The organism is Parabacteroides acidifaciens (genome assembly GCF_003363715.1).
In the GTDB taxonomy this organism is placed as follows: Bacteria; Bacteroidota; Bacteroidia; order Bacteroidales; family Tannerellaceae; genus Parabacteroides; species Parabacteroides acidifaciens.
Genome location: NZ_QREV01000039.1, coordinates 16,618 through 35,775, shown reverse-complemented (window position 1 = coordinate 35,775; position 19,158 = coordinate 16,618). Strand labels below are relative to the sequence as shown.

General features: G+C 48.1%; 12 protein-coding genes. 4 read left to right on the top strand and 8 right to left on the bottom strand.

The genetic code is table 11. The features are described 5' to 3' along the window. The first annotated feature begins 10 nt into the window (after positions 1 to 10). A complete protein-coding gene (locus DWU89_RS14570; RefSeq protein ID WP_115500366.1) occupies positions 11 to 2,893 on the top strand; it encodes a glycosyl hydrolase in 2,883 nt (960 codons plus the stop codon). A 28-nt stretch (positions 2,894 to 2,921) separates the two neighbouring features. Then, positions 2,922 to 4,391, top strand: coding sequence for a glycoside hydrolase family 28 protein (locus DWU89_RS14565; RefSeq protein WP_115500365.1), 1,470 nt, complete (start codon positions 2,922 to 2,924; stop codon positions 4,389 to 4,391). Between the two features lie 283 nt (positions 4,392 to 4,674). Here DWU89_RS14565 and DWU89_RS14560 read toward each other — a convergent pair whose 3' ends face one another. The 8 genes from DWU89_RS14560 to DWU89_RS14525 form a co-directional block, all read right to left on the bottom strand. After that, positions 4,675 to 4,914 carry a DUF6722 family protein gene (locus DWU89_RS14560; protein WP_115500364.1) on the bottom strand — a complete coding sequence of 80 codons (240 nt, stop codon included), beginning with the start codon at positions 4,912 to 4,914 and terminating at the stop codon, positions 4,675 to 4,677. Positions 4,915 to 5,005: 91 nt separating this feature from the next. Then, on the bottom strand, positions 5,006 to 6,655 hold the full coding sequence (locus DWU89_RS14555; protein ID WP_115500363.1) for a glycoside hydrolase family 10 protein: 1,650 nt from the start codon (positions 6,653 to 6,655) through the stop codon (positions 5,006 to 5,008). A gap of 16 nt (positions 6,656 to 6,671) precedes the next feature. Continuing rightward, entirely contained in the window at positions 6,672 to 8,987 is a 2,316-nt protein-coding gene (locus tag DWU89_RS14550; RefSeq protein ID WP_392391935.1) for a GH92 family glycosyl hydrolase, read from the bottom strand. A 122-nt stretch (positions 8,988 to 9,109) separates the two neighbouring features. Continuing rightward, positions 9,110 to 9,772, bottom strand: coding sequence for a hypothetical protein (locus DWU89_RS14545; protein WP_147292122.1), 663 nt, complete (start codon positions 9,770 to 9,772; stop codon positions 9,110 to 9,112). 38 nt (positions 9,773 to 9,810) lie between these two features. Next, on the bottom strand, positions 9,811 to 10,959 hold the full coding sequence (locus DWU89_RS14540; RefSeq protein WP_158543387.1) for a 6-bladed beta-propeller: 1,149 nt from the start codon (positions 10,957 to 10,959) through the stop codon (positions 9,811 to 9,813). A gap of 112 nt (positions 10,960 to 11,071) precedes the next feature. Beyond that, the gene (locus DWU89_RS14535; RefSeq protein WP_115500360.1) at positions 11,072 to 12,763 is read right to left on the bottom strand and encodes a tetratricopeptide repeat protein; all 1,692 of its coding nucleotides are present in this window, start codon (positions 12,761 to 12,763) and stop codon (positions 11,072 to 11,074) included. 305 nt (positions 12,764 to 13,068) lie between these two features. Continuing rightward, positions 13,069 to 14,718, bottom strand: a complete 1,650-nt coding sequence (locus DWU89_RS14530) for a trypsin-like peptidase domain-containing protein (RefSeq protein WP_115500359.1) — start codon at positions 14,716 to 14,718, stop codon at positions 13,069 to 13,071. A gap of 299 nt (positions 14,719 to 15,017) precedes the next feature. After that, positions 15,018 to 15,245 carry a hypothetical protein gene (locus DWU89_RS14525; RefSeq protein WP_115500358.1) on the bottom strand — a complete coding sequence of 76 codons (228 nt, stop codon included), beginning with the start codon at positions 15,243 to 15,245 and terminating at the stop codon, positions 15,018 to 15,020. Positions 15,246 to 15,584: 339 nt separating this feature from the next. Between DWU89_RS14525 and pyrH the strand changes: the two genes are divergently transcribed. Continuing rightward, the gene (gene pyrH, locus DWU89_RS14520; protein WP_005867363.1) at positions 15,585 to 16,295 is read left to right on the top strand and encodes a UMP kinase; all 711 of its coding nucleotides are present in this window, start codon (positions 15,585 to 15,587) and stop codon (positions 16,293 to 16,295) included. A gap of 154 nt (positions 16,296 to 16,449) precedes the next feature. Further along, on the top strand, positions 16,450 to 19,155 hold the full coding sequence (locus DWU89_RS14515) for a substrate-binding domain-containing protein (RefSeq protein ID WP_115500357.1): 2,706 nt from the start codon (positions 16,450 to 16,452) through the stop codon (positions 19,153 to 19,155). Positions 19,156 to 19,158 lie beyond the last annotated feature (3 nt).

Here is a 19,158-nt window from a genome sequence, read left to right as displayed (position 1 = left end):
GAGGAAAAATATGCAAAGGAGATCTTTTATCAAGCAAAGTGTTTTGTGGACAGCCGGATGTGCGGTAGGTAGCCGCATGCCACTCTGGGGTGCTGTCAGTGGGACTGATGAAGCGACGGGCGCAACATTGCGTTCCGGCGAATTATATAAGTTGTTCCGTAATCCGCAATCCATCTATCGCCCGTTTGTCCGTTGGTGGTGGAACGGCGATAAGGTTGAGGCCGACGAGTTGAAGCGTGAGCTGCACTTATTGAAGGATGCCGGTATAGGCGGAGTGGAAATCAATCCGGTTAAGTTTCCGGGAAATGATACGGACGACCTGGGAAAGAAATCCCTGCACTGGTTGAGCGACGAATGGATCGACATGTTGCAGGTGACTTTCGATGAGGCAAAATCTCTTGATATGACTTGCGACCTGATTGTCGGTTCAGGATGGCCTTTCGGGGCGGAGTTTCTGACAGGAGACGAGCGGGCGGATGTGGTGGTGAACTATTCCGAGAAGCTCAGTGGCCCGATCGACTATGAGGTTTCCCGCGATGGTCTGTTCTGTGCGGCCGATCCGGCTATCAGTTCCCCTTTCTTGGGTAAGAAAATGGAGCTGGTTTCCCTGCAATTGGTTCCTGAACCTTTCGGCAGCCTTGACCAGGCGATCGATCTGATGAAGAATGAGGTGGACGGAACGTTCAAATTTAAAGTGCCCGATGGCAAGTATGTTCTTTTTGCCCTTGTCAAGATACGTGGTTTCCTTGAAGTGATCAATGGAGCTCCCGGTGCGACCGGTCCTGTGTTGAACCACTTCAATAAGCCGGCCGTGCAGAAATACTTGAATAATATGTCCGACAAGATACAGAACCGCTTAGGCCCGTTGTCCGGTAATATCCGCAGCCTTTTCACCGACAGTATGGAGCTGGAAGGCTCGAACTGGTCGTACGACATGGCGGAGGAATTCAAGAAACGCCGGGGGTATGACGTGCAGCCTTACCTGCCTTTCATCCTCTTTAAGATGGGTAGTATGGGGAATGTACTGACCTATGAACCGAAAGTCGAGTTTACTCCTGAACTCGACGATACGATCCAGCGCGTGCGGTACGACTTTGAATACACGAAAGCCGAACTGCTGCGTGAACGCTTTACGCAGACCTATCTGGACTGGTGCAAGAGCCTGAACGTGAAATCGCGTGCACAAGCTTACGGGCGTGGTTTCTTCCCGCTTGAAAGTAGCTTAGATTATGATATTCCCGAATGTGAATCGTGGACCATGACCTGGCTGCGCCACCGTCTGGGTGAAGAAATGTCGGAAGAAGATTACCGTCGGGGCCGTGCCTATACGATGGTCAATAAATATGTCTCCTCTGCCGCCCACCTGCGGGGGAAACGCCTGGTAAGCTGCGAAGAGATGACGAATACCTATACGGTCTTCAATATGACACTGGAACTGCTGAAGATCGGCGGTGACCAGACTGCTATCTCCGGTGTGACGCATTCTATCTTCCACGGCTTCAACTATTCTCCGAAAGAGGCGCCGTTCCCCGGATGGATACGTTACGGGGCTTATTACAATGAGAATAATAACTGGTGGCCCTACTTCAAATATTATACGGCTTATAAAGGACGTTTAGCTTCCGCCTTGCAGCATGGAACCATGTATGCGGATATTGCTATCCTGAATCCGATAGCCGATATGTGGAGCACGTTGGGTATGCAGAACGAACCGTTCCCCGCTACGACCAATGTGAAGTATAAGACGCTGGTATGGGAAGCGATCAGCAAGAACGGCAGTGGCTGCGATTACCTGTCCGAATCGATTATCCGGGATGCCGAGATGAAAGACGGATATCTGTGTTACGGGCCTCGTAAATATAAGACGCTTTTCCTGATCGAAGTAGAAAGCATGGAACCTGCAACAGCCCGCAAACTATACGACTTTGTGGCATGTGGTGGCCGTATCTTCTGCATCGAAGCCTATCCGCATAAGTCAGTCGGACTGCGGGACCATGACAAGCACGACAGGGAAGTACAGGAATATGTCGAAAAGATGAAACAGATGGACGGCCGTTTCGTGCTGCTCCATAAACCGGAGAAAGACTTTGTCGGCTGGTATCAGGGTGTGCAGAAAGAGTATGGCCTGGCTCCTTATCTGACAATCGAAAAGCCTGATCTTTATCTGATGCAAAACCGTTATCAGGGTGATAACAAGGAAGAAATATTCTTCTTTAGTTATGCTCATCGCTATGATTCCCACCAGACGCGCATCACTTTCAGCAACGAGATCGTGAAAGGTCGCCAGGGATGGGTATGGGATCTGGAAACGGGCGAGCGTTATCGTCTGCCGTTGGATGTGAACAATAGTTACTTGTTTGATTTTGGGCCTGCCGATTCTCTCCTGATCGTATTCGATAAGCAGAAAAGAGGGAATGACTATAAACCGCTACCTGTCTCCGGTACAGACTTGAAAGACTTCTCGTCCGACTGGGATGTCGAGTTCCGCCACAGCCGTGAGAATACGGTGCAGAATGCACATTTCGACAAACTGAAGGATTTGAAGGAAACGGACTATGTGGACTTCTGTGGAACGGTTGTTTATAAGAAGAAAATCAATGTTTCCTCGCCAGCCAGTATGACGCTAAATCTCGGATTGGTGCATGGCGTGTCGGAAGTATTCGTAAACGGGCAGAATTGTGGCGTCAAATGGTATGGTCGCCGTATTCATCCGATAGCCACCCAATTAAAACAGGGGGAAAATACAATTGAGATACATGTGGTAACTGTTATGGGTAATTATATGAAGACACTGACGGATAATAAGATTGCCCAGGCATGGACCAAGCGACAGGATGTTGTCCAGCCGGCGGGATTGGTCGGACCGGTCACTATGTATAGAGTTGAAAGTTGAAAATTAAAAGTTGAAAAATAACGAAGATATGAAGATATTGAAGAAGATCGTGATGATGTGCTTTTTGATCGGGGCTGTGGTTCCGGTTTGGGCAAAGGATTATCAGATGACCATGTTCGGGATTAAATCGGATGGGACTACCATGAACACCCGTTCCATACAGAAGGCGATTGATTTTATCTCTGAGAACGGAGGCGGACGACTGGTGTTTAGTGTCGGACGTTATCTGACCGGAAGTATCCACTTGAAGTCGAATGTGACCATTCATCTGGGAGAAGGGGCGGTGCTGGTCGGTTCCACTAATCCGTACGATTATGATATGGAGTTGAATGCCTGGTATGGTCTGATTCTGGCGAATAAACAGGATAATATCGGGATTACCGGCAAAGGCGTGATCGACGGACGAGGACGTGAGCTTGCTAATAATTACGTCAACCAGGTCTATTCCGGTGTCATTAATGACAAATTACAGTTGGGACGTGTCGCCAACCGTCCGAAATTAGTTTACTTCCGCGAGTGCAAGAACGTGGAGGTAAAAGGGATTACGCTGATGAATCCGGCTTTCTGGACGCAGACCTACGACCAGTGCGAGAATCTGCTGATCGATGGTATTACCGTCCACAGCCGCGCTTATTGGAACAATGACGGTATGGATATCGTCGATTGTAACGGCGCTTTGATCCAGAACTGCTATGTGGATGCTACCGACGACGCGATTTGTTTGAAGTCACATAGCGCTGACGCAATCTGCCAGAATATCGAGGTACGTAACAATACGGCTTGCTCCAGTGCGAGCGGTATCAAGTTCGGGACAGCTTCTACAGGCGGTTTTAAGAATATAAAGATTATCAATAATACGGTGTTTGATACGTTCCGTTCGGCTATAACGATCCAGGCGGTCGATGGTGGGCTGGTTGAAAATGTGATAGTGGATAGCCTGCGTTCCATCAATACGGGTAATCCTATTTACCTGGTTGTAGGGGAGCGCCGTGAGGGCCGTCGTAGCCGGATGGATAACGTACATATCTCGAATGTCTATGCGGAGGTCCCTGCCACAAAGCCGGATGCCGGATATGAGTATGAAGGACCGACGGAAGATAATCCCCGTAATATCTCTCCCTCCGGGATTGTCGGTTTGAAGGATAATAAGATAACCAATGTATCGATCGAGAATGTAGAGATCGTATATCCGGGTGGCGGTAATCCTTTGTATGCGAAGGTTGGTCTGGACGAGTTGGACAAAGTGCCTGAAATGCCGAAGGCTTATCCTGAGTTTTCCCAGCATAAAGAGTTACCTGCCTGGGGATTCTATGTACGCCATGCAGATGGGGTCACATTCAAAAATGTGAAGTTGACAGCCTTAAAGAAAGACTATCGTCCGGCTATCGTGTTGGATGATGTGAACAACGGCACATTTACAAAGATCAAGATAACGGAACCGTCTGCCGGGAAGAAAGAAAAGATCCATGCTTACAAATCGACGAATATAAAGAAATAAGAATCCTTTCCGCATATTCCGCACTATACACTATTTTGTACATGAAATATGCTGAATTATAGTTTGTTATATTGAAAAGTGCCTTATTGGGTTATGCGGAAAATTATGAAAAAAAGCGTACGTCTTTTCCCCGAAAGACGTACGCTTTTTATTTGAAAAACTTACGTTTATTTATCCCAAGATCTTATCCAACGTTTTCCGGCCGGGGTCAGAATAAAGATAAGATAGGCTAAGCCTAATCCGCCTAAAATGCTGTATAATAAAATTGCTGCACTCATTGTCATTATTTTTTATAAGTTATTAATGTAATAAAAGCACCAATGGCTATCACAGTAGCCGCTACTCCAGCTATATATATCACTGTTATTTTATCGGGAATCATATCCAGTGCCGCCGTGATAACAGCACCTCCGATAATCAACTTGGATATATCCAATAAATACCTTGCAACCTCTTTCGGGATGCTTATACTCTCTTCCTTAATCGGTAGCAGATGAAAATTTACATTCTGTCTTTTTCTCATAGCCAATGAATTTAGTTATATCAAGAACAAAGATAGGAAATATTTTATGAGCTTTCCTATCTTTAAATATTTTATTTAGGTCTATTTCAAATCAGAAGTATCCGTGTGTTTCTACATCCCCGTACTTTAGCGCGACTTCTACCCGTTTAACCGTAAACGCATCTTTGTCTTCAGATTGGAAACCGATGCTGTTATAACCCTGTTTGAGGACATTTGCAGGCAGAATGAAAGCATACTCCTTCTCGTCCCCCTCCAAGCCACGTTCTTTGTCGTAGAGGTGGGTATAAGACGGCATTTCTTTTTCGATTGTCTGTCCGTTGATTGTCAGCCGGCAGGTTGCCGGGCGGCTGGTGCGGATAAACAGGATTGCTTCCTCCGGATAGCCTTCTTCTACGGCATCGCCGATATAGATATTCACCTCTTTCCGTTCCTCCTTGTTGATTTTGAGAGGGAGGGGAGAGTCTGGCTTTATATTATACTGGACAACACCGTCCGATAAAGCATATACTTTGTTCCGGCCTTTCAATGTTTCCAGAGAACCTAATTCCTGGAGCAATTCGGGTATTCTGACACGGCAGACCTGTCCCCCGTCTTCCAAGTGCAGTTTTCCGTCATAATCGGAATAGTACTCGCCGAAATAGTAATTGAACAAATAAATGCCGTCTGCCCCCTGCGAGAGTATATGCGAGCACATGCCCCGGTGCATGCCATGCGACCAGAATTCTCTCGGACGATAGCCGCCGTCGTCAATGGAACTGTAGAATGGTATGTTCAGGTCGTCTCCCAACTCTTCCCGGAATTTGGCTACGGGCATTGCCGGATCTCCCCGCCAGTGGACACCCGTACTGATAAAATCCAGTAACCCTAAGCGGAGCCATTCGCGTATATCCAGACCCTTCATCATATTTTGTTCAACTGTCGGGGCCACACGCGCCGATAGCAGGATCTTTTTCCCCCTTTTGGCCGATACTTCGTCTACCTTTTTGCGGATATCTTTTACCAACTGGGTCATAAGCGGTGCGTTCTGCGGTCCCGTACCCGATTTGAAATAGACTATAAAACGCATGAAGTCCAGGTCGTAACCGTCTATCATGTCATACCTTTCGAGTTGTTCGGTGATAATCGCCAGCTTACGGTCGCGTACCTCCTTGATGGCAAAGTCCAGGGCACCTCCGCTGTTATAGCCTTGTGTCGTGTCGTTCAGCCAGTATTCGGGATGCTCGATCCAGAAGTCGGTGTACCAGATCGGGCAATGAGTGGTTGTGTCATTAAAGTGCAGGTCATTCATCCGGTAAGTGATAAAGGCTTCCATCCCCTTCTCTTTTGCCCGCGTAAGTGTGTGGGCAACGAGATCGGTCCCCTCTTTTTCCAGATTCAGGTGATTGCGGTAATACTTGCGGAACGAATTATATTGGGCGGTATCACAGCCACAATCCAGTGTGCCGTTCAGGTCGTCCCCCATTACATGCCCGTATTTGGAGCGTACATAGAAGAAGTCGCTTCCAGAGCACATCATGTAAGTCGTGACTTGCGAGTTTGCGACCATATCCACGCACGAATCCAGATCGGCCAGTGTCAGTGGACGCTGTTTGAACCAACGGTTCCCTAAAAGGTCGGAGCCATCATTGTTATGAATGATCCTGAACGTGCGTTCGGAAGTCTTTTGTACATTGGGTGCACAGGCAAAAAAAGCCTGTGCACATAAAAGGATTGAGAGATAGTTAATTATAAGTGATCTCATGGTGTGTTGTTTTTTTTTATTCTGCTGATGTTAACGAATAAGGCTTTTCCTCCTCCGTGAACAGCCTTTTCTTATTGGGGGTTGAGGTCATTTGGAAGACGAGTTCGCCACCGTTCATGATGTCCTGCTGGGTGATGTAAGCCTTTTTATAGGGCTTGCCGTTCAGGGTGACAGATTTGATATAGCGGTTCTTGTCGTTGACCTTGTCTGCTTTGATTACAAACGTTTTCCCGTTTTCCAGGTTTACTTTCATGTATGGAAGATAGGGAGTTCCGATTACATACTGGTCTGTTCCGGGGCATACCGGGTAGAAACCCATTGCCGAGAAGATATACCAGGCGGACATCTGACCGCAATCGTCGTTTCCGCACAAGCCGTCGATGTTGTTCCGGTACATACGGTTCATGATTTCACGAACCCAATATTGTGTTTTCCAGGGCTCGGAAGTCCAAGTATATAAGTAAGGAATGTGATGGCTGGGTTCGTTCCCGTGTACGTATGTGCCGAGCAAACCTTCGCGGGTGACATCTTCCGTCTGGGCAAAGAATTCATCCGGGAGATGCATGGTGAACAGGGAGTCCAGCTTGTTGATAAAGCTGCGGTTGCCACCCATCAGGCGGATCTGGTCGGACGGTGCCTGCGGTACATAGAACGAATAGTTCCAAGCATTTCCTTCGATAAAACCTTGTCCGTGGGTGCTCAACAGATCGATATCTTCTTTCCAGCTACCGTCTTTATAGCGGGGACAGGCAAAACCCAAGTCCGGTTTGAATACGTTCCGGTAGGAGAGGGCACGCTTCCGGTATGTCTCTGCCGTTTGCTTGTCTCCTGTCAAAAGGGCCGTGTGGTAGATCGTCCAGTCTTCATAGGCATTTTCCAACGTGATGGATGCCGATATCGGGGAATTATCAAAAGGCACATAACCCAATTGTTTGTACTCGTCCGTGTGGTCGTAGTAGGGAACGTTCGAACTGCTGATCATGGCTTTGACAGCTTCTTGCCTGTCGATCGGCAAACCTTTGGCAATGGCATCGGCAAGGACGGAAACGGAATGGTATCCGATCATGCACCAGTTCTCATTTCCCATATGCGACCAGACCGGTAGCAGATGATGCACACTTTGGTTATAATGGGCGAGCATCGATTTGACTATATCCGTACTGACATCCCGTTTGATGATGTTAAACAACGGATGCAAAGCCCGGTAAGTATCCCAGACCGAGAATACCGTATAGTTGGTGAATCCGTCAGCCTGGTGGATATTATGGTCGATTCCTCTGTACTTGCCGTCCACATCCATATAAACGGACGGGTTGATCATGGTATGGTATAACGAGGTGTAGAGCATTGTCAGCTGGTCGTTGCTTCCTTCTGCATCGATTACGGAAAGGGCCTTTTCCCATTTGCCGTTTGTCTCCCGGCGGATCGAATCGAACGATTTGCCGCTTGCTTCCGCCTGCAGGTTCTTCACGGCTCCATCTGTCCCGACAGCCGAAAGGGCAACCTTGATTTCGAGCGGGGCTGCGCCTTCCTTGAATTCAAAGTAAGAGACCACTTTACGACCGCCGATCTCAGGAAAGTTCTCGGCTGTGTTGAAACGGCGGAAACCTCCCGGATAATTGACCTTCTCCCGGTCCGTGTAGCCATAATGTGTAATCGGTTGTGAGAACGAAATCGCAAAATAGGTGTAGTTCACACGGCTCCATCCGTTGGTAATACGGTAACCGGTCAGCAACGTGTCGTTTTCGACCCGGAGGTTTGCCCACAGTACTTTGCCGTCGTAATTATAAATGCCATGATTGAGGTCGAGGATCAATTGCTTTTTCTGGTCGGCGGGGTAGGTATATTTGTGGATGCCGGTCCGCTCGGTCGCTGTCAGCTGGACTTTGATCCGGTCGTCGGCCAGGAATACTTCGTAATAGCCTGGACGGGATATTTCCGTGTTATGGCTGAAACGGGAACGATAGCCGCTATCCGGATTGTCGGCTGTGCCCGGATTTAGCTGTAATTTCCCGGTGAAAGGCATCAGGAGGATATCCCCCAGGTCGGAATGGCCTGTACCGCTGAAATGGGTATGGCTGAAACCAACAATGGAGCTATCCTTATGCTGGTATCCGGCACAATATTCGTAGGCACGGGGTTGATATACACCATCGATGTTGTGGGGAATGGTATCAGTGTCCGGACTAACCTGTACAATCCCAAAAGGGGCACAAGCGCCGGGAAATGTATGTCCCATTCCGTTTGTTCCGATGATTGGGTTTACCAAATCGGTCTTTTGCGCCATAACCGGTAAAGCCATGCACGCAAAGGCGAGAATCAGCGATTTCATTTGTTTTTGCATATGCTTGTTCTTCTTATTTCCAGAGATGTCCAAAAATAGGAAAAGTAACGGATATGCAAATGTGCTTTTTGTCGGATTTCTATAGATATTTGGCTAATATGGAGGGGCGTTTATAAAGCCTCTGCATATTTGACCAGCTCGAGAACCTGTTGCGGATCGTCGAAGTTCGTCTTTTGCGCTTTGATATATTTCTGTATTGTTTCTTGTTGCTCTTTCGGATATAGTTTGAGGAACTGCTTGCTTGTCTCAAATGCTTTTTCTTTTCCGTTTCTCTTTGTTGTGTACCGCTTTTGGACATCGGCAATGATGATTTTCTCCGTTTCGAGCTTGAATATATGTCCGGCTGATTGGATGCTGGAATAGGAATCGACGGAAGCTGTTTCCGAACGTCCTCCGTAGCCGACCTGTTTCCCTTGTGGGCGGGATCTTCCTCTATAGGTGACTGCCAGGTAAGGATCCTGGTTTAGATGTTCCTGTGCCAGCCCTTTTGGTGTTAACTGGAAGGTACGGTTGTCTATTTTCAGTACCCGTACCATCTCCGGTTCGGCAAAAAGCTTGACATTATTCTTATCGTTCTCGTCAATAAACATAAAAGCATTCCTTGCCAAGCTGTAGTTGAGTTTTACTTTGAACACCCTGCCATCCTTGTAATAGACCAGGCTTTGCTGGAAGTCTTTGAACAAATATTCCGATTCGCCTCCCTGGGCGTGTACGGACAACGTGAATACCATACTGAGTAAACAGGTTGATAATATGTATAGGACTGTTTTCATAATTCAATCTATTAAATTTAGAATTTCTGTGTCTTATCTTATGTCTCAATGAGTAATAAAACCGGATTGTCATCTTCTTTCACCCCTTCGATCTCTCCGACCAGGTCTTCTGCCGGGATGAACAAGGCGATACGGTTCCCGTTGGTGTATAGGGCAAAATCCTCGATTCGTATCTTTTTACCGGAAGGCAGTATGAAAGGAATGCCAACTCCCTCTTTTGTATTGAAGAACCGGGAGACGAGCCGATTGTCTGATTTGCTCCAGATCTCTTCGATCCCTTGTTTATCCCGGGCATAACAAATCAGATAGTATCCTGGTAAAGAGTGGATTCTCAATTGCAGGATGTAGGGGCTTCCCTGTTGTACCAGTTCTATGAATTTCTTTACTTCATCGGCTGGAATCGTATTTTTTCCTTTGCTCAGGATAAACTGCGGGATAAGTCCTTTGTCCGTTACGGAAAAGACACTGTCTGAGGTAGCATGGTTAACCAATAGTATATCCCGGTTATTGCACCGGCTTGTTTGTAATATAGTGGCTGCTTTTTCCCAAGTTGTCCATGAGGTGTCGAACGGACATAATCGTTGAAGAATGTTTAAGTTCTTATCTGTAATATATAACTGGTTAGGAGCTTCCGAAGTCCCCCGGCAGATTACATAATCCTCTTTGAACAGGAGGGGGTGGCTTATTTCAGATTCCGAAAAAGATATTTCTTTTATCAACTTTCCGTCAGTGTTGTAAAAAATCCATTTTTTGTTTCCATTGTCGAAAACCTGAATCAGCGAGTCTTGCGGACTGTAGTCGATACGTGAGAGATATACATATTCGCCAGGGCCGTTTCCGACATGGCGGAATGCTTTCAAGATAGTACCGTCTTTATCTATTTTGTAGATGGTCTGGGTTTGGAGGTCTGTTGCAATGTAGAAGTTATCACCCCAATAAATCAATTCCCTGGACATGCCCATTAAAGTACGGCTATTAGTCGAAATAGGGACGAGGCGGATGTTTTTAGCAAGGCTGTTCCATGTAAACGTATCCGGCATTTGCTTGTCGATAACACTTGCCAGATCCAATACCGGCAATTCGGTCTTGTCTTCTTTCTGCGGAGCGGGTTCGCTTTGCTCTTGTTGCTTACCTGAACAAGCCGGCAATAAGTAAAGAATAAGGAGATACAGTATATTCTTTGTCATATTACATTGTGTTATAATGTGCTCCGAAAGATACGTATTGTTTTGGATATAACAAAAAAAGCCGCCTCTTTTTACGGAGGCGGCTTTTAAAGTATATGGAATAAGTTTGTTATTACTTAACCAAAGATGCAAATTCGCTGTTAGTTGCATATTTAGCAAATTCCAGATCGATAGCAGCTTCTTTAGCCATAGATTTGTCGGCAGCGATAGCAGCTTTCAGGTTGCTGATAACACCGTTAGCATCGTTTGTACGAGCAGCTACGACAGCTTTCAGGTAAGAAGTTGTTGCGTCAGGTTTAGCAACTGCGTTCAAAGTCTGAGATGCTTTGCTGTAATCCTTTGTCAGGATCTGAGCCAGAGCAGCGTTGTTAGACTTAACTGAACCGAAAGAGTTGGCAGCCTTAGCCCATTCGCCCTGTTCCAGATACAGAACACCCAGAGCTTCGCCTAATTCAGCAACGCCTGATGCGCTACCGAACAACTGCTGAGCCTTAGCCTGGTCACCCTTAGTCAGAGCGATCAAACCTAAGTTCATGTTAGCTTCCGGATTAGCTTTTACTGAGTTTGATTTGTTGAACATCTGTTCTGCCTTAGCCAGGTCACCAGCGCGGAATGCCATCATACCTACGTTGTTCCAAGCACGGTAGCAGTTCGGATACAGTTCAGAAGCTTTTGTATAGATAGCCATCTTTTCAGCGTCGTTGTTAGTCAGAGTAGCAGCGTACAGAATTTCTTCGATGTTCAGTTCTTTAGGATTGCTCTTAGCCAAAGCACTGATTTCGTCGTCAGACTTACCGATGATTTCGATATTGGCAGTCAAACGAGAACGACGAAGTTGCGGCAGGATTGTTTCAGCCAGGTCAGAGTAAACAGCAGAGATGTTTTTGATTTCTTTTTCTCTTGTTTCAGGATCCTGGTACATAGAGAGAACTCTCAGTACGAGGTCTTTATCCTGCAGGTTGGAAGCCTGTACCAATTCTTTGAAACCTTCCCAGTCCTGAGCTGTGTAACGAGCGTCAACCGGAGCGTCAACTTTCATTTTCTTCAACTCTTTAGACAGATATTTGCTTGTGTTGCCTTCACGATTTTCAGCCAGACCAGTGTTCAACTTAACACCACCATCAGGAGAAGCGTAAGCAGAAATTTCGATTGCTACATTCTGGTTAGGAGCTTCGTCAGCATTCTTAACAAGTTCTTTCCATTCTTTGATAGCATCAGAGTTCAACTCTTGTGCACGCAGGTTAGCCTGCTGGATAAGGAACATGATGTTAGCATCGTGAGCTTCTTTGATGATACGCTGGAATTTGTCTGCTGCGATAGCTGCGTTAGCAGTAGCTGCATCAGCCAATTCGGAAGTAGCGATCACGCCTTCGCCGATTTTTACATCCGGCAATTTAACTGTTTTGTTCTTGATCTTTGCGTCGAAAGTCAGATACAATTCGGATTTCTTCATTTCCGGTTTGTAAGTGAAAGCAGATTTCATGGTTACGTTAGCACCTTCTTTCTGCGGGATAACTTGGTTGTTACCCTTTACTTTTTCACCTTGGTAAGTGTAAGATGTTCCCCATGCTTCACCACCGGCATAACGCAGAACCGGAGTTACGGTTACAGTTGCTTTCTTGTTGAACCATTTTGCAGGGAATGTGGCATTAATAGTCACAGGAACTTTGCCTCCGATGGCCTCAAGCGGCTGCGGTTCAGCTTTGATGTACTCTTCAGCTAACGGTTTCAACTTGTTAGAACAAGAAGAAAAAGTCAGAATTGCTGCCAATACAAGGAAAGGCAATAAATACTTTTTGTTCATAATTTGATGTAAGTTTAAAATGTTACTATGTTTATATATTCACTTTCAATCATTCCTTAGCCATCAAAGTGCAAAACTAAAGCATTTTTTTGTTATGAAGAGCAAAGAAGAAATAAAATCTTTCTAATTAATACTTATTAATGAATTATGAGGATCGTTTAGCGGTTTTAGTAACCTAAATATACGATAAATTGGGCTAAATGCGGTTGTTCGAGTAAAATCTCTTATGCAAATATACCTTTTGACCGCTCTGTTATGACTGCAATCTTTCTGCTATTCAGGCAGGGGTTATTGTCAAATTTTAATCAAAACAGCACCTTTTGAGTATAAAGTTTGTTATTATAAACAACTTTCGCAATGTACGCTCCGGCAGGGATGGAACCTATTTTCAGGGTTGTTTGTTGTCCGTCGAGCGGGTACTGTCTGACAGTCCTTCCGTCGAACGACACCAGGGCAAGCGAAGCATGGCTTACAGGCGTTGCAAAGTCGATACGGATTGTCCGGTGGTACTTGTCGGCAAACAGGATTACACCGCTTTCAGCCTTTATCCGCTCATTGGCTGTTCCCGTATTATTCGGGTCTAACCCTTCGCAGACAGGAGAGTCGAGTCCGATGGGATCGAGCCAGTATTTGAGCTGCCGGCTGCTGTCTTCCGGATCGGACCAGCTTTTTTGTATGGAGAAGAAATAGTCTTCGACCGGCTTCCCGCATTGCGATGCCCCTCCGGTCAGCCCTCCGATGAGAAGGTTGTCTCCGTCGAAGAGGGGAGAGCCCGACGAACCTCCGGCAGTACAGCCGGTCGCCCAACGGTTTACTTTCCAATGGGTATTCTCGTTAAATTCGGTAACGGGTATCTTATAGGTTGTAAGTTCCACGTCTCCCTCGACGAGATTCAACCGTTTCAGCGATCCGCCCGGATGGTGGATGCATACGTAAGGAGCTGCGCCTGCGTCCTGTGCATTCCAACCGGCATAGTAAGCCCGGTAGTCGGCAGGAGGCGTATCCAACAATTCCAGCAGCGTCATGTCGGTCTTTTCATTCACCGCCCGGAAATGGGCCGATGCCAAAGTCTGGTCGGTGCGCCCTGGCTCTACCGGATCGCATTGCGGGCTGTTGTAGTTGAAATAGCAGACGATGTTGCCGGCAACCTCCTCATAATCGGGGTTTTCTATACTGAACTGATTGTTCAGGCAATGAGACGCCGTGAGCAGGTAGGGCTTTCCATCGTTTGCCGTATTGTTGACGAGTGTGCCGGTGCACCCTATTGTCCCGTTGATGATCAGCAGGAGGACGCTGCGCTCGATATCATCGTACCGTGTTGTCGTATCCTGATAGCAGGCTACAGGCGGCATGCACCAATAGGAAGGCTGGTCGGGTATCGGTTCGGACACCCGGAAGTCGCGGTAGCCATGATTCACTTCGCCGACGATGAGTCTGCCGGGAAAAGCGGCATCGGCCGGTTCCTGATATTCGACGATCAGTTCGTCTCCCGTAATCGGGGCGACAGGCAATAATCCCAATTCGGAGTTATTCAGATGATTGAAAGAACCCAATACTTCCGTCTGGTCGCTGTTGTATAGAAACAGGCGGCTGCCTTCGGGCAAATGGTATTCGCTAAACATTATATTAATGGAAAGAGCGTTACGGGAACGGATTCCGAGCCTCCAGACTTTTGTGCCGTCAGGCAGGGTAAAGTGGACACCTGAATTATCTGGAGTATAATCTGTCATAAACTTATAGGCGAAACGATAGCCGCTGCGCAGGTCGGTCGCTTCGAGCGAATCGAGGCGGAGTTGTTCCGACAGGTCGAATTCCGGCATTTGTATGAACATCTCGTCCGTCTGGCTTTTTGTGGCAGAAAGAGGCAATGGCTGTCCGCCATGACTGATCTGTGCCTTGCCGGAAACACAAAGAAGCAGGCATAACCCGATGTAAATAATAGAATCCTTTATCATAATGGCACAAATATACGATTTTAAAGAAATAATATACTTATTTCAACTCCATTTTAAAATCGTATCTGATGTCTGCCTTTTGTGGTTTTTAGGCATAAGGGGATGTGTCAAAAGTCCCTTGTCCCCGCGCTTGATGCGGGGCCGCAAAAGAACAGACTTTATCAATCAGTTGTTTATACGGTCGGTTTTAATGCGATCCCGCGTCAAGCGCGGGAATAGGGCTATTTTGACACATCCCCTCCTAATGGAGGTATGCACTCGGCACCTCGCAAAGATTAAGACGGTCGTAATGGCGAACTTTAATTCTTTTTGCTCTTTTCCTGTTCGGCTGCCTGGTGGACACGGTCGGCTACATATTCGACTTTATTCAGGCCGGCATCTTTCAGGCTTTCGGCTTCGTCTTTCATTCTCGATGCAAATTTGTGCATATGTTCGTGCATGCAGTGGAATTTCCCGTCGTCTTCCATTTTGCGGAGTACATAACCTGTTACCACTCCGACTACCATACCGATTAATAAATCTTTCATACTGAATACATTTTAAATGATTACTATAATTTAGTTTCGTGCATTGAAAACAAGGGGCGAATCCGTATTGTTGCGGTTTTTAAAGTATTTATAAGTATTGCGGCATTGTTTAGGAAAAATATACGGCAACCCGTTTCTTTCCGCTGAAAGAGGGTTGCCGCATAAAAAGTTAGGAATAAGGTCCTGGTAAGTAACAAAGGTAGGGTTGCAATGTTACAAAGCTGTTACAATCGGTATACAGTAATATTAAAATCTTTTACTAAAACAGGGAACGAGTATTGTAGGATCATTTAAATGCTGTATTTTTGTGGGTATAACAATCAAACGATAAAGATAATTATGGCTCAGTACAAACGTATCCTGTTAAAGTTAAGCGGTGAGTCGCTTATGGGAGGAAAACAATATGGTATAGACGAAGTGCGTCTGAATGAATATGCGGCACAGATCAAGGAGATTGCCGAAATGGGTGTCCAGATCGGTATTGTGATCGGTGGCGGTAATATATTCCGGGGGCTGAGCGGGGCTTCCAAAGGCTTCGACCGGGTGAAAGGCGATCAGATGGGGATGCTGGCTACCGTCATCAATAGCTTGGCCTTGAGTTCTGCGCTCGTAGCCCAGGGGGTGAAGGCGAAAGTGCTGACGGCTATCCGCATGGAACCGATCGGCGAGTTCTACAATAAATGGCGGGCTATCGAGCTGCTGGAACAGGGCAATGTCGTGATCATGTCCGGCGGAACAGGCAACCCGTTCTTTACGACTGATACAGGCTCTTCCCTGCGCGGTATCGAGATCGAAGCGGACGTGATGTTGAAAGGAACCCGCGTCGACGGTATCTACACGGCCGATCCGGAGAAAGACCCGACGGCAACCAAGTTCTCCGACATCACCTATGACGAAATCTATACACGCGGTCTGAAGGTCATGGACCTGACAGCCACAACGATGTGCAAGGAAAATAACCTCCCGATCATCGTCTTCGACATGGACACCAACGGTAACCTGAAAAAGGTCATGAGCGGTGAGAACATTGGGACGTTGGTGCATAATTAAGAAATAATGAGCTATCTTGTTCCCGCGCTCCGACGCGGGATCGCAAAATAGCCTGCCACATCCTTAATCTTCATTTATAGGTTCAGGATAACGCCTGTTTCCTTGCGATCCCGCGTCGGAGCGCGGGAACGGGATAGTTCAGTTCTGCAAATACATGAAACACATCTATTACATAGCGCTCCTTCTCTCTTTACTCCTTTCTGCCTGTGGCGGGAAGGAAAAGACGTATGTGATAGGTATTTCGCAATGCATGACCGACGATGATTGGCGGCAAGCCATGATCCGGGAAGTAGGGATCGAGGCATCCAACTATGATAATCTGAAAGTCATTATTAAAGATGCCGACAGCAACAATGACCGCCAGATCGAACAGATACGCGAACTGATCAGGCAGAAGGTCGACGTCCTGGTCATCTCCCCCCTGGAATCAGCCCCGCTGACGGCTGTTGCCGAAGAGGCCTACCGCGCCGGTATTCCGACAATCATTACCGACCGGAAAGTCAACACCAGCCAATACACCACTTTTGTGGGAGCCAACAACTACGAATTAGGCGTTACCGCCGGGAAATATGCCGCCCGTTACCTGCCGCCCAATGCCACTATCCTCGAAATATGGGGTGCGAAAGGCTCTTCCCCGGCACAAGAGCGTCACAACGGTTTCCGGGATGCCCTCTCAGAGCGCAAGGACCTGACTTTCGTCCCGGTGGAAGGCGAATGGAAACAGGAGATAGCCGCCGGACACCTCCGGGAAACGACGTTTGACGGGCCGGTCGACTTTGTGTTTGCCCATAACGATGTCATGGCGATCGCCGCCCGCGAGTATTTCCTCTCGACAGACTCCGCCCAAGGGAAACGCCTGCCGGTTATCGGCATGGACGCCGTAGCCGAAGCCGGTTTGCAAGCAATAGCCGACGGACGTATCGACGCCTCTTTCCTCTATCCGACCGGAGGCGAACAGGTTGTACGTACCGCCATGCGGCTGATCAACGGCGAAACGGTCGACCCCTTTATCCCCTTGCATAGCGGCATCGTCGATAAGGAAGCCGCCCGTAGCCTCCTGCTGCAAACCGAACGGTTGCTGAATTACCAGCAGCGTATCGAGACACAGCGTACCCGTATGGACGAGCTGCTGAACCGTTTCCTCTTCCTCCGGAGCTCCGTCTGGGTGATTACGTTGTTGATGATCGGCTTTATCTCCCTGTCGGTCTATGTCTTTTATATCAACCGGAAGATACGGCTCGCCAACCGCGAACTGCGCGAGATAAACAAGAAAGAGGAGGAGCAGCGCCGCAAGCTGATCTCCCTCAATGCCGAGATAGAAGAGGTGACCGCCTCCAAGCTCCAGTTCTTCACGAACATCTCCCACGAGGTGCGTACGCCGCTCACCCTGATCCTGGGACCGCTGGACAAGTTGATCGGCCTGCTCCACGACTCGCCCTACCTGCCGGACCTCGAGCTGGTCCATAAGAATGCCGGTCGCCTGCTCCGGGTGATCAACCAGATACTCGACTTCCGCAAGGTCGAGAACAAGCAGGAGAAACTGAAGATACGCGAGACGGAGATCGTCTCCTTCACCGGCGAAGTAAAATCCTATTTCAACAGCATGGCGAAGGTACGCAACATCGACTACCTCTTTACCGCCGATACGAAAGAATGCCGTGTCTGGCTCGACCCCGATATGATCGAGAAGGTAATCGTCAACCTGCTCTCCAACGCCTTCAAGTTCACGCCGGAAGGAGGGCGCATCGCGGTGAAGCTCTCCGCCTCCGAAGCCTGGGTGACGATTGTCGTCGAAGATAACGGCTCCGGCATCCAGCCTGAAAACATCCCCTATCTGTTCAACCGTTTCTACTCCGAGAACAGCCGGACGGGGACGGGCATCGGCCTCCATCTGGTGAACGAATACATCCGGATGCACAACGGCCGGATAGACGTGGAGAGCATGCCCGGCAAAGGCAGCGCCTTCACCTTCAGCCTCCACCGCGACAAGACGCAGCTGAAAGGCGAATACATCACCGAGATACCCGTTTCACCCCTTGCCTACGACGCCTCCTGCCTCGACGATTCCGGACAGAAGGAGTTGCTTGCGAAAGAATATCCCTACACCGTCCTGGTTGTCGAGGACGATGACGAGGTCCGCACGTTCCTCTGCCAAGAACTGACGGCCAACTTCCGCTGCTTGACAGCCGCGAACGGGAAAGAGGCGTTGGAACTGCTGAACTCGGAAGAGATATCCCTTGTCTTGAGCGACGTCATGATGCCCGAAATGAATGGCTTCGAACTCTGCAAGGCTGTCAAGACAAACCTCGCCACCAGCCACATCCCGCTTATCCTCCTGACGGCGCTGACCGACGAACGCCAGCGTATGTACGGCATCTCCGGCGGTGCGGACGGCTATATACAGAAACCCTTCCGGATGGACTTCGTCAAGCTCCGCATCATCCGTATCCTCGAAGAACGCAAGAAGCTCCGCGAAACATTGCTGCAAAAGCTGCAAAGCAGCAACCTGTTGATGGGCGAGCCGGAGAAGGTCGAGAACATGGACGACTTCTTCCTGCGTAAGTTCCTGATCCAGATCGAACAGGTTTATGCCGACCCCGAATATAACATCGAACGGCTGAGCGACACGCTCGGACTCTCCCGCGGACATCTTCACCGGAAGATCAAAGACCTGACGGGTACGAGCCCCGTCGACTTCCTTCGCAACTACCGCTTGAAGAAAGCCGCCGTCCTGCTGAAACAGAGGCAATATAACGTAAGCGAAATCGCCTACCAGACCGGCTTTTCCTCCTCCGCCTATTTCGCCAAATGCTTCAAGGCGGCCTATAACGTGACGCCTACCGAATACCAGGGGAATTAATCG